The sequence below is a fragment of the Microbulbifer maximicatervae (SeqCode) genome, from assembly GCF_052468095.1.
Genome location: NZ_CP174332.1, coordinates 4,127,802 through 4,143,314 on the forward strand (window position 1 = coordinate 4,127,802; position 15,513 = coordinate 4,143,314).

A 15,513-nucleotide genomic window follows, 5' to 3' on the forward strand; every position below is an offset into this window, starting at 1 on the left:
GTGAGTGCGACGCCTGGGTCAGGTTCGTGGGCCATTCTAATCTCTGTCGCCGAGGAGTCCCATAGCGGTATTTCCCACAATCGATAGATGACGTCCAAAATATCTACTATCCCGGCCAAAGCGCCATATCTTGTTCAAAACCCAAACAGGAAATCGATATTTCCTGACTTTCCTGCACATAAAAGGGGCTACAGTGATTAATGTCGCGCCAAGCCGGTGCCACAAAAGGGCTAATTGACATATTTCCACAGGAAAATTCATCAACTGCGCTTTTTCTGGCTTGGCACGCTGTATGCAGTCTCACCAGTGAAGGAAGCTTTTCGCTGTCATACAGCAAGCCAGGGATGGCTCGAGCGTTGTTCAACCTGTAGTAAGTTAGGAAGGTCAGAGTGAAATACTATTCGCGACACTGTGTGAAACCCGGAGACCTCAATCCTGCCCAGCGCCTGTTTGGCGGACAGCTACTGTCCTGGATTGATGAGGAAGCAGCAATCTTTGCCGGCTGCCAGATGGGTACTCCAATGCTGGTCACCAAACTGATGTCGGAAATTGACTTCGTCAGCTCCGCTGGCTGCGGTGATGTGGTGGAGTTTGGATTCGAAGTGGTTGGTATCGGCCAAACCTCTCTCACAGTCCATTGTGAGGTTCGCAACAAACAGTCACAGCAGCTGATTGTGCAAGTAGACCAAATTGTTTTTGTCGCGCTGGATGCACATGGCAAGCCCACCCCTCACGCAAAGGCCGGCATGTCCCTGGAACAGGCCCGAATTGTTACTCAACAAGAGCGGGAGGTTCGCGAACGCAGAATTGCCAGCTGACTCTACCCCGGAGCAATAACGCTCTAGAGCAGTGAACCGGTGGCGGTATACTGACGCTTTGCACTAACCGCCATCGACTATGTTTGAACTGCGATTTCACACCCCCAAACCCTGGGCTCAAGTGGTGCTCGCCGACTTTGATCGATTCCTGCAAGACCATGCTGCCGCAGAGAAAAAGGCCTCCGGCATGGCGGTATCCATGTTCTCTCACTATCCCGACAAGCCCGTTTTAGTGGAAGCCATGATCAACCTGGCACTGGAAGAAATGAACCACTTCCGCCAGGTTATCAAGATTATGCATGATCGAGGGATCTACCAGGCACCGGATGAGAAAGATCCGTATATCAACGCCCTGCGCCAACTGATTCGCCGGGGGCCAGATGAATACTTGATGGACCGCCTGCTCACCGCAGCGATCATCGAAGCGCGGGGGTGCGAGCGCTTTGGGCTGGTGGCTGAGGCACTGCCAGCTGGCCCCCTGAAAACCTTCTACCAGGTCATCACCGATAGCGAGGCTCGCCACCACGAACTATTTGTCGAACTCGCCCTGGAGTACTTTCCCCGCGAAAAAGTGGAAGCGAGGCTATCTGAATTACTCGACGAGGAAGCCGCGATTACTGCCGCACTCCCACACCGCGCGGCATTGCATTAGCGGACCGTAATTCAACGCAATTCCTATTCCCCTCCAATGGTGTATCCTGGCGCCAATCTCTAGCCCGACGTAGAGGCGCCAAACATATGCAGACTTTCCTTCGCCAACACTGGTTCCGCCTGTTCTTATTGACCACATTTGCCATTACCTGGGCCTGGTCTGCCTGGAACCCCCTGCACCCCGATGACTGGTTGCTTGAGAACTATCTGGTATTTGCCGCTCTACCGATCATTTTGATCAGTGCACGGAGTTTTCCCTCATCGAATATCTCCTATACATTGATCACCATCTTCATGTGCCTTCATGTGATCGGCTCTCACTACACCTATGCCGAAACGCCTTTTGGCTACACCTTACAGGAATGGCTGGGCTCCGATCGCAATATGTACGACCGCCTGGTGCATTTCAGCTTTGGCCTTCTCCTGGCCTATCCGGTGCGAGAGATTCTTGTGCGCCTGGCTCAACTGCGTGGATTCTGGGCCTATTTCTTCCCGGTAGACGTGACTTTTGCGCTCTCATCAATCTACGAAATCATCGAGTGGCAAGCGGCGAAAGCTGTCTCTCCAGAATTGGGCGCAGCCTTCCTCGGCTCTCAGGGAGACATCTGGGATGCGCAGAAAGATATGCTGCTAGCGGGGCTCGGCTCTATCACCACCATGCTGGTGGTACTCGCCCTGAACCTGTGGTTGAACTCCAACGCCTGGAGTGAGATTCGCAACAGCCTTAAGGCCCCCCCGGGTGACAGCGCCCTGGGAGAAACCCGATTGCGCCACTGGTGGAGTAATCGACGCGGCTAGAATCCACCCCTATTTCGACAATGCATGATTTAGCGGTAAACGGGTTGTCTGCTTCATCGTCTCCATTACAAAACTGGAGCTGACATCAAACAGGTCGGCCTTGATCAGCTCCTTGTAGAGACGATCGTAGCCAGGCATATCGGTGACTACCGCTTTGATCAGATAGTCCAAATCTCCACTCATACGATGGACCTCAAGAATTTCAGCCACCCCCTGTGTCAATTCACTAAAACGGGCGGCCCACTGATCATTGTGCTGGTTGGTACGAATTGAAATATAGACCGTCAGCGGCAAGTTCAGTTTTTGCTGATCAAGGAGGGTAACCCTGTCGCAAATCACCCCCTCATCCTCAAGACGGTGAATGCGGCGCCAACATGCCGACTTGGACATCCCAACCCGCTCGGCAATATCCCCCACTGACAGGGTCGCATCAGCCTGCAACAGCTCGAGTACTGCCCTATCCAGTTTGCTTAATCCTTCAGTCATCACTCAGTCCCCGCCTCGCCCAATCACACAAAATGACGCTTTATGGCACAGTTTTACGATTTAAATCTTATTATCGGCACAGTCATTCATAAATTACACAATAAAAGATACAAGTAGAGACATTGTTTCAAGCATTCGGGACTAAAGTGAGCCCCACAAAACAGGGGAAAGGAAATCATGACAGACCTGATAAAGCACATCCGCGACTCGGTAATCGGCGAATTGCAAGCAATCGTAACGCCGTTTGGAAAACGTCCTCTGGTGTACGCCGACTACACAGCTTCCGGTCGTGCGCTGACATTTATCGAAGAGACTATCCGCCAGCAGGTACTGCCCTTCTATGCCAATACCCACAGCGAGAGTTCCTATACCGGTGCCCATACCACCGTGCTACGGGAGCAGGCCCGTGAAGAAATTCGTCAGGCAGTCAACGCCAGCGATAACCATAAAGTGATTTTTTGTGGTTCTGGTGCAACAGCCGCGATCAACAAATTGATCGATATTCTCAACTTGCGCCTGCCCGCAGACCTGGATAGGCAACACCAACTCTTAAGTAGAATTCCCGAACATGATCGCCCGGTTATTTTTATCGGCCCATACGAGCACCATTCCAATGAACTCCCCTGGCGAGAGAGCATTGCCGATTTAATCGCTATTCCACTGGATAAAAGAGGCAAACTTGACCTTGAAGTACTGGAATCAGAACTGCGCGCCCATGCCCATAGACCATTTAAAATCGGCAGTTTTTCTGCGGCCTCTAACGTAACCGGAATCAAAACAGATGTAGAGGCCGTGACTGCACTCCTTAAAAAACACGGAGCTTTATCATTTTGGGACTACGCCGCCGCAGCACCCTATGTGCAAATTAATATGCAAGGGCCAGCAACGCCGGATAGCCACTACCAAAAGGATGCCGTGTTTATCTCCCCGCACAAATTCATCGGAGGACCTGGCACTCCAGGTATTCTGGTTGTACACGAAGACCTGCTGAAAAACTCGGTACCTGCTACACCGGGAGGCGGTACCGTCCTTTATGTCACACCGGAAGATCACCGCTATCTGGAAGACGCCGAGCGCAGTGAAGAGGGCGGCACTCCAGCCATTATCGAGTCGATCAGGGCCGGTATGGTTTTCAAACTTCAACAGACGGTGGGCGCAAAAGAGATTGGTCGACGCGAAACCCAATTTTTACAGCGGGCACTGCAACGCTGGTCGGAGGAGGAGGCCATTGAGATACTCGGCAATACTGACTCCGCACGACTATCCATCATCTCCCTGCGAATTAAATGGAACAATAAGGACCTTCACTACGGTTTTGTGGTGGCATTGCTCAATGACCTGTTTGGTATTCAGGTTCGCGGAGGCTGCTCCTGTGCCGGTCCCTATGGACACGCTTTATTGGGCATCGATATGGCCCACAGTAAATCCCTGGAAGAACAAATCCTGCAAGGTCAGAAGGTACTGAGACCCGGTTGGATAAGACTCAACTTTAACTATTTTATCAGCGAGGAGGTCTTCGAATACTTATTGGAGGCAGTGGCCCTGGTCGCCAACTACGGCTGGAGATTGTTGCCGTTTTACCGTTTTGACCCACTCACCGGCGTATGGAGATATCAGGATAAGAGAATGAGGACATCGCTTGATATTTCTCAGCTGACATTTACTGATAAAGACACGCAACAAGAGCAGGAAAACCGTTACAACTTAGATCTTAAGAGCTATTTAATGATGGGAGAAAAAGAGCTTCGCAAAGTTGGTCGCGAAGCCCATTTCTACGATTTAAGACTACCCGATGAGGCAGAACCCCTACGCTGGTTTGCCAGCCCCCGGGAAGCGGCACTGGCACTTTAAGTGGGAAGCGAAGGGGCTTCTACCGCAACAGCAACAGAGGCTGGCGGGCTTTCAACAACATTTTTACAGTGATGCTTCCCATCAGAAGGTCGTGCAGGCGGTTGTGACTGAAAGCTCCCATCACGGTTAGGTCAATCTGGTGCTCGGTTTGATAGGCCACCAAAGCTTCAACGGTATTGCCGGTGAGATTACTGGCAGTGCAAGTGAGCCCTGCAGAATCCAGTTTGGCCGAGGCTTCAGCCAACAAATTCTCCGCAGTTTCAGCGGGCCCTACATAGACAAGGTGACAGGAGAGTTCGCGAAATAATGGGCTCTCTGCAACCATCGCCAATGCCTTGCACGAGGCCTCACTGCCATCGTAGGCAAGCATCACCCTGCTGGGCTCTGTGAAGTCCCGATTGACCACCAGAATCGGCTTGTGCAGTGAGCGCACCACTGTCTCCAGGTGAGAGCCAAGTCCACGCTCAGAATCCCCGTGCTCTTCACCGCGAATTCCCAATACCAGCGCGCGAATAGAATCTTCCATTTCCACCACTGATTCTGTCAGGCTGTCGTGACGCTGGCAGGCTTTAATATTTTGCACACCGGCATCTTCGGCGCGGCTGCGGGCGGCCTGTAGCATCAATTTGCCCTGCTGCACCATTAACTGCGCCCGCTGCTGCTCCAGCGCAGTTAACTCTTCCAGCAACTCCTCCTGACTTCCCAGGCCAATGCTGCCGGTAAAATCGGTTACCGCAGGGACACTGCTTCTTTCGATGTTGTGCAACAGCTTCAGCGGTGCTTGCAGGCTCCTGGCCAGCCAGGCCGAGTAATCACACACCGCTCCAGTGTAATGAGAGCCATCGATACAAGAGAGTATCAATGGCGCCTTGCCGCTATTACCTGTGTTCTCATTGTTATTTTCGCTGTTGCTTACGGCCATCAATGTCCTCCAAGAACCCGCTCAATTTCCTCGGGCTTATCGTGTACGCCAAAACGGTCGACGATCGTTTCACTGGCTTCATTCAGTCCTACCAGTTCAACTTGTGCTCCCTCGCGGCGGAACTTAAGCACCACCTTATCTAGCGCATTAACCCCGGAAACATCCCAGAAGTGCGCGCGGTTGAGGTCGATCACCACCGTATCCACCACCTCTTTGAAATCAAATGACGCGGTAAACTTATCGGCTGAATTGAAAAATACCTGCCCAATGACCTTGTAAGTACGGCGACTCTGCTTTTCATCCAGGGAGCTGCTCACATACATAAAGTGACTGACTTTGTTGGCAAAGAACAGCGATGCCAACAGTACACCGACAAATACACCATAGGCCAGGTTGTGAGTCCACACTACCACAACCACAGTGGCCAGCATGACCAAATTTGTAGAGAGTGGGTAGTGCTTCAGGTTGCGGATGGAGCCCCAGTCAAAGGTGCCGATAGAGACCATAATCATGACTGCCACCAGCGCCGCCATGGGGATCACAGCAACCCAGTCACTGATAAACACTACCAGTGTCAGCAGGCCGATACCGGCCACCAGAGTGGAAAGACGGCCGCGGCCACCGGATTTCACATTAATAACAGACTGGCCGATCATGGCACAGCCAGCCATACCACCCAGGGTACCCGCAGCAATATTGGCAATACCCTGACCTTTACACTCGCGGTTCTTGTCACTGGTAGTATCCGTCAGGTCGTCGACAATCGTCGCCGTCATCAGGGATTCCAGCAAGCCCACAACGGCCAGACCTGCGGAGTAGGGAAAGATAATCTGTAAGGTTTCAAAGTTAAGCGGAACTTCTGGCCAGAGGAACACAGGCAGAGTATCCGGCAGCTCACCCATATCGCCGACAGTGCGAATATCCAATCCCATCGTCACTGCCACTGCGGTGAGGAGCAGAATACACACCAGCGGTGATGGCACGGCCTTGCCAATCACGGGGATATAAGGGAACAGGTAAATAATCCCCAGACCCGCCGCAGTCATTGCATAGACTTCCCAGGTACCGCCGATCAATTCCGGCATTTGCGCCAGGAATATCAATATTGCCAGGGCATTGACGAACCCCGTCACCACAGCCCGGGAGACAAAACTCATTAAGCTCCCCAGCTTCAGGTAACCCGCAATAATCTGCAGTACCCCCGTCAATAAGGTTGCCGCAAGCAGATATTGCAACCCGTGTTCTTTCACCAGGGTCACCATCAGCAGAGCCATGGCCCCGGTGGCAGCGGAGATCATTCCCGGGCGACCGCCGACAAATGCAATCACAACGGCGATACAGAAAGAGGCGTAGAGCCCGACCCTGGGGTCAACGCCCGCAATGATCGAGAAAGCGATGGCTTCGGGTATCAAAGCCAGGGCCACTACAAGGCCGGCGAGAACATCCCGACGTATGTTGCCGAACCAGTCGGCTTTGGTCGATGAAAGCAGCGAAGGAAACATAGGAGACAGCTAATTAAATTGAGATTGATCAAAAAAAGGCCGCGCACTCTACCATAAACGGCAGCAACCCCGCATGGCGCAGCCTCCCTCTCCCCACTTTTCCTCTGACAAATATCAGAACTGTCCACTGTCGTCCGACCGCAGACAGGGCGGACACCGGACACTTTTTGCGGACACCATTAAGAAAACAAAAAAACACAAAAACCTAAAAAAATCCTTTTATATCAATATGTTAAATAAAACTTAACTATTGGCATGCTTATTGCTGTACCCCTCCTAACAAGCAGATTCTTAACTCTGAATCCAAATTTCCAAAAGCCTGCATCCAAATAGCAATGACAGGCAAAACAGTAAGAGAAACGGAAAGCCGCAATGATTAGAGATACTTCCAGGCAAGATACCAAGATAGAAGCCGTGCCGGTTTGGAAGAACAAAAAGGTCGTCAAAGCCTCGGTATTTGCCAGTTTGACAGTGGCATTCCTGATCTGGGGTATCAACTCCTGGCACAGCAATAGCTCCGTCGACAGCACCCTCTCCCTGTCTCAAATCAATATCGCCCAGGTCCAGCGAGGAGACCTGGTGCGGGATCTGGTGGTTCAGGGCCAAGTGGTCGCCGCAAACAGCCCCACGCTTTTCAGCCCAGCCCAGGGCATTGTGAAGTTTGCAGTGAAAGCTGGGGATACCGTTGACGAAGGGCAGTTGTTGGCCACTGTCGACAGCCCGGAGCTATCCAATCAGCTGGCCCAGGAAAACGCCCAACTCAACCAGCTGACGGTGAACCTGCAGCGCCAGAAAATCCAGGCCAAACGCCAGCATATGGAAAACCAGCAAAAGGCCGACCTCGCCAAAGTCAACCTCACCGCTGCCAAGCGAGAGTTGAGACGTGCAGAGCTGTCTATGGAAAAGCAAATTATCTCGCGGCTGGATTTTGAAAAAACCAAGGACGATATGGCCCGCGCTCAGCTGGAGTACGAACAAGCCGTACAAAATGCGGGACTGGAAAAAGAATCACTGACCTTTGAAACCCAGAACCTGGAACTCCAGGTCTCACAACAACGCCTTCAGGTAGAAGAAACTGAGCGCCGTGTACGCGAGCTGAACATTATCTCACCGGTCAACGGCACCGTCGGTAGCTTAGCTGTGGCGCAGCGCAGCGCCGTGGGCGCCAATGCGCCTCTTATTACAGTTGTAGATCTCACCAGTTTTGAACTCGAGGCCAAAGTGCCGGAAAACTATGCCGACGACCTGGGTATCAGCATGGCCGTGGTAATCAAGCTCGGTGGAAAAGAATTACCAGGGGAAATTACTGCAATCTCCCCCGAGGTCATAAACGGCCAGGTGGTCGCACGGGTTCGTTTCACTGAGAGTCAGCCGAAAAAGCTTCGACAAAATCTCCGCCTCACCGCCCGCATACTGCTGGAAAATCGCAATAACGTACTGTTGGTCAAACGCGGTGGCTTCCTCGATCAAAGCGGTGGCAACCATGCCTTTCGTTTGAACAGCGAACAACAGGCAGAGCGAGTTTCCATCCAGATAGGCGCCTTTGGCTTAAAACAGGTAGAGATTATCTCAGGCCTACAAGAGGGAGACAGAATCATTATCTCCTCTTCCGAGGAACTCGAAAATGCCCAGCTAATTGCGCTGACAGACTAACCCCGAATTCAAATTGGAGCTCAGTAAAGCTCCTTAGTAAATCAATTAATAATTTAAAGTTTAAGAAAAAGGGAATATAGCAATGTTGAAAATGAACAATATCCGTAAAAGTTTCCGTACCGATACTATCGAGACACATGCGCTGCGCGATTTCAGCCTTGAAGTTAAAGAGGGTGAGTTTGTTTCTGTGACCGGCCCCAGTGGCTCCGGTAAAACCACCTTTCTCAACATCGCCGGCCTACTGGAAACGCCCACCAGTGGAGAATACCTGCTCGACGGTGAGAATGTCAGTAATCTCAATGACCGCCAGCGCTCACATCTGCGCAACGAAAAAATAGGCTTTATTTTCCAGGGGTTTAATCTGATTCCCGACCTAACTTTATTCGACAATATCGACGTTCCACTGCGCTATCGTGGTTTCAATGCAAAAGAACGTCGCAAGCGTATTGAAAAAGTGCTCGAGCAGGTAGGCCTTTCTGCACGCGCTAAACACCTGCCGGCACAGCTCTCCGGTGGACAGCAGCAACGTATCGCTATCGCCCGCGCTTTAGCTGGCGAACCCCGTTTTCTACTTGCGGACGAGCCCACCGGTAACCTCGACTCCTTAATGGCCCGCCAGGTAATGGAGCTACTGGAGTTTATTAACGAGTGGGGAACCACCATCGTGATGGTTACCCACGATCCAGAACTCGCTCGCCGTGCCCATCGCAACATCCAGATTGTGGATGGGCAGGTTTGTGATTTACGTGCGGTCCCCGAGCAGCCTGCTGCCGTTACTGCTTAAGGAGCCTGCACCATGTTTGGATACTATATTTCCCTGGCCCTACGAAGTTTGCGTGGAACCCCAATTTTAAGCAGCTTAATGGTTGCCGCTATTGCAGTCGGTGTCGGCGCCTCTATGACGGTGCTGACCCTGAACTACACTATGTCCCAGAATGCTTTAAAGCACAAAGACGACGTTCTCTTTGCCGTACAGCTAGACAGTTGGGATGTTAATAAAGCTTACAAAAGTAAAAATGAAATACCCTGGCAGCTGACCTATCGGGACGCCGAAGCGTTATTGCGCTCAGATATTCCCACCCGCCAAATTGCCATGCATCGCTACGGTTTTACCGTTGAGATTGAAAATTCTGCTATTAGACCTTTTGAATCACATACCCGGGTAACTACCCAAGACTTTTTCGCTTTGTTCGATGTGCCCTTTGTTTATGGTGGCACTTGGGAAAAATCTGCTGATAGCTCTCCTACTCAAGTAGTTGTGCTTTCCAAGCCGACAAATGACAAGCTTTTCTCTGGTCAAAATAGCGTTGGAAAGACAATAAAACTCAACGACGAACCCTATACGGTAGTGGGCGTTATCGACACTTGGGAGCCCTCACCAAAGGTATATGATGTCAACAACAGCCCGTTTGATACAGTAGAAGAGTTATTTATACCCTTTGGCTTACACCGCAAATTGGAAATTCACAGCTGGGGCAACACCAATGGCTGGGACAATGCCGATCCGCAGGGATATGAAGAGTTTCTACAGAGTGAATATCTCTGGGTTCAATACTGGGTTGAACTTACAACTAGCGAACAAAAAGCACAGTACGAAAATTTTCTTCGTGCTTATATTCAGCAAGAGAAAGCTCAAGGACGTTTCGAGCGACCACTAAAGTTTGCCTTGAGTAAGCCATCTGAGTGGTTGGTTCTCAATGAGGTACTCAGCGATGACAACCGCATTCTTGGGTGGGTTTCTTTGGCGTTTCTCTTGGTATGTATTATCAATGCCGTTGCATTATTGTTGGCAAAATTTCTACGCAAAGCACCAGAAGCTGGTGTACGTCGCGCCTTGGGAGCAAGTAGAAGTGCGATTTTCACCCAGCACTTAATTGAAAGCGCAACCATAGGAATCATCGGCGGAGTAGCAGGTATTTTTCTTGCCATACTCGGCCTTAGCGGAATTCGCTACCTGGCCATGGGCCAAATCGACACACTTCCAACTATGGATTGGGTCATGATGGTTGCGGCTATTGGCCTGGCTATTGTCGCAAGCCTATTGGCAGGTTTCTATCCAGCATTGAAGATCAGTCAAACCAACCCTTCTATCTACCTGAAAACCCAGTAAGGCCTGACCATGCTTGAATTAAAACCGATGCTGTCCGCCCTCTGGCGCAACAAAGTTTCTGCACTGCTGATTGCCCTTCAGCTTGGCTTAACCCTGGCAATTATCAGTAACACAGCAATAATAATCCAAGATAGAGTAGAAAAGATAAACCGGCCCACAGGAATCGATGTCGACAACATTATTACTATTGGGTTCATGGCAATACCAAAAGACTACGACACAATTGGGGCGGTACGAGCCGATTTAGGGATTCTCCGTCAACTTCCAAATGTTGTCGATGCCTCGATCACTCAACAAATCCCTCTATCGCAATCAGGATCGTCTTCGGTATATCACAATAAAGCCAATCAGGAGATCGGCGGTGAGGGAGCCAACTACTATCAGGTTGATCCACACTTTATTAACACCCTAAATTTAGAGTTAGTCGCAGGTCGCAACTTTACCGAGGCAGATATGCAGGCCAGCAACTCTCACGAGGCTACAAAAAAACCTGTTGTCATTATCACCCAGCAACTTGCTGACAAGTTCTACCCCAATCAGGATCCTATAGGGCGGCCAATTTTCTCCGGTGGTAGCTCTGAACCGATGGAAATAGTCGGAGTTGTAGAACGGCATTTGGGAGCCTGGGTTGGATGGTCCAAAGCTGGCAATGTGATGTTTTACCCAGAAATAAAAAATAGGCGTTATGCAAAATATATAGTACGTACAGAGCCGGGTAAACGCGATGAGGTAATGAAGGTGTTAGCTGACAAGCTTTCTGAACGGGACCCTCAGCGAGTAATCTCTGTTGAACCACTCTCTAAGTATGTCAAGCGCAGCTATGCTATCGACAATATGATGGTTAAAGTGCTTTCTATTGTTGCAGCCATGTTGAGCTTTATTGTAGCTCTTGGCATTGTAGGTCTAACCATTTTCTGGATTAATCAAAGGGCCAAGCAAATTGGTGTTAGACGTGCATTAGGGGCCACCCGTACTAATATCAGCCGATATTTCCTTATTGAGAATGGAATGATAGCGAGTCTGGGTATCGCAGTGGGAAGTGCAGCGGCACTGATTGCCAATCAATATATGGTTCGCGATTACTCACAGCCTGCTTTAACGATTGTTCCCCTGGTTGTTTGTGCACTACTTGTCCTTTTGGTCAGCCTTGCTGCTGCACTTGCCCCAGCGTTGCGAGCAGCGAATATATCACCGGCAACAGCCACTCGAAGTATTTAAACAACAACCTTGAGGGGGTGAACTACTTACTCACCCCCAAATAAAGGTCAAAATTTTTTATTCACTTTTCATGGTTTATTTGTCACATCCGGCGGGCATGCCCAGACTACAGAAAATAAACAATAGGGACATTGATCTTGTTAAAAAAAATATCTTCTTTATTTTTTGTGGGGCTAACCTTCATTAGCCCAAACTCACAAGCTGAAAAACATCCGGTTATTGCTGGCCCACTAGTAACTGAAGAACTAGTACAACAAATTACTAGAGCCGACCAACGCTTATTTGATGCATTATTCAATAATTGTGATCTAAGAGAAGCACAAAACTTGGTTACCGATGACTTTGAAATGTACCATGACAAGTGGGGTCAAACAGCAAAGTCTGGAGAGGAGTTTATCAATGCCATTACCAATATGTGTAAACAGCGTGAGAATGGAAATGGTATTCGTGCACGTCGTGAACTGGTAATCGAGAGCACTAAAATCTACCCTGTTAACCATTACGGTGCTATTCAGTCAGGCACCCATCGATTTTATGGCATCAATGACGACAAATCTGAGATTTTACGGGAAAGTTCACAGTTTACTCATCTCTGGAAACAGGTAGACGGAAAGTGGCAGCTCGCGAGGGTACTCAGCTTCGACCATAAACCTGCTGAGCAACATATCGCCCACTAACTCTCCCTAATCTATTTGTGGCAGGGAAAACCTGCCACAAGCACTCCCCCTCGCCATCAACACATTGCATAATAGGCGCCTTAATAGCGTGTCTTAGAAACTATGGACAAAGTACTTATTATTGACGACAACAGCAGTATCGTTTCTGCCCTGGAGATCCTGTTGTCTCTGCATGACTTGCAGCCACTTTGTGCGATTACTCCTCAAGCCGGCTTACAGCTACTACGAGAGAATAGCGATATCAACCTGGTTATCCAGGATATGAATTTCACCGCTGACACAACTTCTGGACAAGAAGGCAAAGAACTGTTCTTCGCGATTCGGGAAATAAATCCGGACCTTCCGATTATCCTGCTGACCGCTTGGACTCAACTGGAAATGGCCGTCGAGCTAGTCAGAGCTGGTGCTGCTGATTACCTGGGTAAGCCCTGGGATGATAATAAGCTAATATCCACAATTAACAATTTATTGGAGTTGGGAGAATTACAAAAGCGCCAGCAGGCATCCCAGCAACAAGCTTTGAATGCTCGCAGTCAATTACGGGAGGACTTTTTACTACAAGACATAATTTACCGCAGCGATAAAATGCAAAAGCTGTTGGAGATGGCCACTCAAGTAGCGAAATCTGAAGTTCCAATCCTGATCACAGGGCCAAATGGGGCAGGCAAAGAGAAGATTGCTGAGATTGTCCAGGCGAACTCTTCATCTAGAGAAGGGCCTTTTATTAAAGTTAACGTGGGTGCACTGCCAGAAGATCTGATGGAAGTAGAGCTGTTCGGAGCCGAACCTGGAGCCTATACCGGCGCCGGCAATCGGGCACGGGAGGGTAGGTTTGAGGCCGCCGATGGCGGCACCCTGTTCCTCGACGAGATTGGCGAGCTATCACCCAGCGGTCAGGTGAAACTACTGCGTGTACTACAAACCGGGGAATTCCAACGTTTAGGCAGCAGCCAAACCCGCAAAACTAAAGTTCGGGTAATCAGTGCTACCAATAGGGATCTCCACAAGGCTATCGAGGAAGGCAAGTTTCGCCAGGATTTATTTTATCGACTCAATGTTATAGAACTGCGCCTCCCACCACTGCATGAGCGCCCTGAGGACATCCCTCCCCTCGCGATAAGCTTCCTCGCGGAAAGTGGCAATTCAAAAAAGCTATCTCCTCAAGCGTTAAACGCCCTTACTCGCTATCATTGGCCCGGCAATGTGCGGGAACTGCAAAATGTTATGCAGCGAGCAGCCGTCCTAAGCCAGGAGGATACTATCGATGAAGCCGTCCTGGCACTTCCTGAGCAAACACCATCCGATAAAGTGGAAGTGAGTTTCGAGCCCAGTCGAGAGCTGCTACAAGAGACACTATCCAACTGCAATGGAATTATTGCCCAGGCTGCACGAGAACTCGGTATGAGCCGCCAAGCGCTATACCGCCGTCTGGAAAAACACGGTATACCCTATTGATGTCGAAATATTTTTCACTTGAAGGCCGCCTTATTGCAACAGCGGCCATTCCCTTAGTCGCTGGTGTTACCATATCCTGGCTCGGCATTCGGGCTGGCTTTAACCCACCACTCGCCTGGTCAGCGGGACTCATCATTTCATTGCCGTTATTAATTGTACTGATTCGCCTTATACTTGCCCCCCTAACTAGCACCCTAAAATCACTACAAAATGGTCTGCTAAATTTTCGTGACGGCGATTTCTCAATCTCCCTAGTAAACCCCAAGGATAGTGAACTCCGACAAATAACAATTCTCTATAACGAGATTGGGGAACACTTACGTAAGGAACGTGCCCATATTTATCAACGGGAACTCCTTTTGGATACAGTTATCCAAACATCACCCCAAGCTCTTCTACTGGTGGATCAAAACGATCGTATTATTTATTCAAACAGTAGTGCCAAGCAACTTCTTAATAATGGAAGGCCAATACAAGGACTACTTTTACAGAAGCTTTTATCCAAGAGTCCCAAAGAAATAGCCAGCGCCATTAACAGTTGGAAGAATGGACTGTTTAATTATGCCGATATCAATGGTCCCCACTCCATGCATATCGGAAACAGCACTTTTGTTTTAAACACACAGAAACACCGACTGATCGTTTTACGCGAAATGACCCGTGAGCTAACTCGTGCGGAGGTAGAAGTTTGGAAAAAAGTTATCCGTTTAATCAGCCATGAGCTGAATAACTCTTTAGCCCCAATTTCATCACTTGCGCATTCTGGAAAAATGCTGGTAACAAAACCTGGAAAAGAACAGGCTCTGGAGAAGGTTTTCGATATTATTGCAGACCGCTGTAAACACCTGACAGAGTTCACTCAGGGATACGCCTCTTTTGCCAAACTACCCGCTCCAAGCTGTGAGACTATTAGCTGGCAGGAGCTAGTCAATCGCATAATGCCAATTCAAGCTTTTTCCCTTAAGGGAAGCCTGCCAGATGAACCCGGTTACTTTGACCCCATCCAAATAGAGCAAGCCCTACTAAATCTAATTAAGAATTCACGAGAAGCTGGTAGCGATAGCAAAGATATTGAACTTGAAGTTAGCACCGACAGTTTTGGACAGAAGCTAGTACTCTACGACCGAGGTTGCGGGATGAGTGAGAAAGTACTTGAGCAGGCACTACTCCCCTTCTTCTCAACAAAAGAGCAAGGCGTGGGCTTGGGATTAGCTCTATGTAGAGAAATCATTGATGCTCATGATGGACATATTCAGCTTTTAAACCGCCCTAATGGAGGCTTACAGATTTGCCTTTGGATGCCCTGGAAAAACAAAACACATAAGTGAGCAACACCTTACATTATTAACCCATTGTTATTGATAAGCTAATG

General features: G+C 49.5%; 14 protein-coding genes. 11 read left to right on the forward strand and 3 right to left on the reverse strand.

All coding sequences use genetic code 11. From position 1 onward, the window contains the following. The first annotated feature begins 389 nt into the window (after positions 1-389). The 3 genes from ACJJIL_RS18190 (at position 390) to ACJJIL_RS18200 (ending at position 2,267) form a co-directional block, all read left to right on the forward strand. Positions 390-818 (forward strand): acyl-CoA thioesterase, encoded by a 429-nt coding sequence (locus ACJJIL_RS18190; RefSeq protein WP_445360438.1) that lies wholly within the window; start codon positions 390-392, stop codon positions 816-818. 79 nt (positions 819-897) lie between these two features. Continuing rightward, the gene (locus ACJJIL_RS18195; RefSeq protein ID WP_413664452.1) at positions 898-1,470 is read left to right on the forward strand and encodes a tRNA-(ms[2]io[6]A)-hydroxylase; all 573 of its coding nucleotides are present in this window, start codon (positions 898-900) and stop codon (positions 1,468-1,470) included. A gap of 86 nt (positions 1,471-1,556) precedes the next feature. Then, positions 1,557-2,267: a DUF2238 domain-containing protein gene (locus ACJJIL_RS18200; RefSeq protein WP_445360439.1), complete on the forward strand. Its 711-nt coding sequence runs from the start codon at positions 1,557-1,559 to the stop codon at positions 2,265-2,267. A gap of 9 nt (positions 2,268-2,276) precedes the next feature. Here the strand turns inward: ACJJIL_RS18200 and ACJJIL_RS18205 are convergent, their stop codons facing one another. After that, on the reverse strand, positions 2,277-2,753 hold the full coding sequence (locus ACJJIL_RS18205; RefSeq protein WP_444895134.1) for an Lrp/AsnC family transcriptional regulator: 477 nt from the start codon (positions 2,751-2,753) through the stop codon (positions 2,277-2,279). 177 nt (positions 2,754-2,930) lie between these two features. Between ACJJIL_RS18205 and ACJJIL_RS18210 the strand changes: the two genes are divergently transcribed. Next, a complete protein-coding gene (locus tag ACJJIL_RS18210) occupies positions 2,931-4,604 on the forward strand; it encodes an aminotransferase class V-fold PLP-dependent enzyme (protein ID WP_445360440.1) in 1,674 nt (557 codons plus the stop codon). A gap of 19 nt (positions 4,605-4,623) precedes the next feature. On the opposite strand, the gene ACJJIL_RS18215 is transcribed toward ACJJIL_RS18210, so the two are convergent. Further along, the gene (locus ACJJIL_RS18215; RefSeq protein ID WP_444895136.1) at positions 4,624-5,526 is read right to left on the reverse strand and encodes a universal stress protein; all 903 of its coding nucleotides are present in this window, start codon (positions 5,524-5,526) and stop codon (positions 4,624-4,626) included. Then, positions 5,526-7,028, reverse strand: coding sequence for a SulP family inorganic anion transporter (locus tag ACJJIL_RS18220; protein WP_413664447.1), 1,503 nt, complete (start codon positions 7,026-7,028; stop codon positions 5,526-5,528). Before ACJJIL_RS18220 ends, ACJJIL_RS18215 begins: the two co-directional genes overlap by 1 nt. Before the next feature lie 372 nt (positions 7,029-7,400). Between ACJJIL_RS18220 and ACJJIL_RS18225 the strand changes: the two genes are divergently transcribed. From ACJJIL_RS18225 to ACJJIL_RS18255, 7 genes are all read left to right on the forward strand, one after another. Beyond that, on the forward strand, positions 7,401-8,681 hold the full coding sequence (locus tag ACJJIL_RS18225; RefSeq protein WP_445360441.1) for an efflux RND transporter periplasmic adaptor subunit: 1,281 nt from the start codon (positions 7,401-7,403) through the stop codon (positions 8,679-8,681). Between the two features lie 82 nt (positions 8,682-8,763). Further along, a complete protein-coding gene (locus ACJJIL_RS18230) occupies positions 8,764-9,465 on the forward strand; it encodes an ABC transporter ATP-binding protein (RefSeq protein ID WP_108731860.1) in 702 nt (233 codons plus the stop codon). A 12-nt stretch (positions 9,466-9,477) separates the two neighbouring features. Continuing rightward, complete coding sequence (locus tag ACJJIL_RS18235; RefSeq protein ID WP_445360442.1) at positions 9,478-10,791, forward strand: ABC transporter permease; 1,314 nt, start codon at positions 9,478-9,480, stop codon at positions 10,789-10,791. Positions 10,792-10,800: 9 nt separating this feature from the next. Beyond that, complete coding sequence (locus ACJJIL_RS18240) at positions 10,801-12,009, forward strand: ABC transporter permease (RefSeq protein ID WP_445360443.1); 1,209 nt, start codon at positions 10,801-10,803, stop codon at positions 12,007-12,009. 137 nt (positions 12,010-12,146) lie between these two features. Continuing rightward, positions 12,147-12,686, forward strand: coding sequence for a nuclear transport factor 2 family protein (locus ACJJIL_RS18245; RefSeq protein WP_445360444.1), 540 nt, complete (start codon positions 12,147-12,149; stop codon positions 12,684-12,686). A 102-nt stretch (positions 12,687-12,788) separates the two neighbouring features. Beyond that, positions 12,789-14,141 carry a sigma-54-dependent transcriptional regulator gene (locus ACJJIL_RS18250; RefSeq protein ID WP_445360445.1) on the forward strand — a complete coding sequence of 451 codons (1,353 nt, stop codon included), beginning with the start codon at positions 12,789-12,791 and terminating at the stop codon, positions 14,139-14,141. Next, complete coding sequence (locus ACJJIL_RS18255; protein ID WP_445360446.1) at positions 14,141-15,469, forward strand: sensor histidine kinase; 1,329 nt, start codon at positions 14,141-14,143, stop codon at positions 15,467-15,469. The genes ACJJIL_RS18250 and ACJJIL_RS18255 overlap by 1 nt, the downstream gene beginning before the upstream one ends. Positions 15,470-15,513: the final 44 nt, after the last annotated feature.

Coding starts and splice junctions, on each gene's coding strand:
- ACJJIL_RS18195 (WP_413664452.1), top strand. CDS start 898: ATGTTTGAACTGCGATTTCACACCCCCAAACCCTGGGCTCAAGTGGTG.
- ACJJIL_RS18200 (WP_445360439.1), top strand. CDS start 1,557: ATGCAGACTTTCCTTCGCCAACACTGGTTCCGCCTGTTCTTATTGACC.
- ACJJIL_RS18205 (WP_444895134.1), bottom strand. CDS start 2,753: ATGACTGAAGGATTAAGCAAACTGGATAGGGCAGTACTCGAGCTGTTG.
- ACJJIL_RS18210 (WP_445360440.1), top strand. CDS start 2,931: ATGACAGACCTGATAAAGCACATCCGCGACTCGGTAATCGGCGAATTG.
- ACJJIL_RS18215 (WP_444895136.1), bottom strand. CDS start 5,526: ATGGCCGTAAGCAACAGCGAAAATAACAATGAGAACACAGGTAATAGC.
- ACJJIL_RS18220 (WP_413664447.1), bottom strand. CDS start 7,028: ATGTTTCCTTCGCTGCTTTCATCGACCAAAGCCGACTGGTTCGGCAAC.
- ACJJIL_RS18225 (WP_445360441.1), top strand. CDS start 7,401: ATGATTAGAGATACTTCCAGGCAAGATACCAAGATAGAAGCCGTGCCG.
- ACJJIL_RS18230 (WP_108731860.1), top strand. CDS start 8,764: ATGTTGAAAATGAACAATATCCGTAAAAGTTTCCGTACCGATACTATC.
- ACJJIL_RS18235 (WP_445360442.1), top strand. CDS start 9,478: ATGTTTGGATACTATATTTCCCTGGCCCTACGAAGTTTGCGTGGAACC.
- ACJJIL_RS18240 (WP_445360443.1), top strand. CDS start 10,801: ATGCTTGAATTAAAACCGATGCTGTCCGCCCTCTGGCGCAACAAAGTT.
- ACJJIL_RS18250 (WP_445360445.1), top strand. CDS start 12,789: ATGGACAAAGTACTTATTATTGACGACAACAGCAGTATCGTTTCTGCC.
- ACJJIL_RS18255 (WP_445360446.1), top strand. CDS start 14,141: ATGTCGAAATATTTTTCACTTGAAGGCCGCCTTATTGCAACAGCGGCC.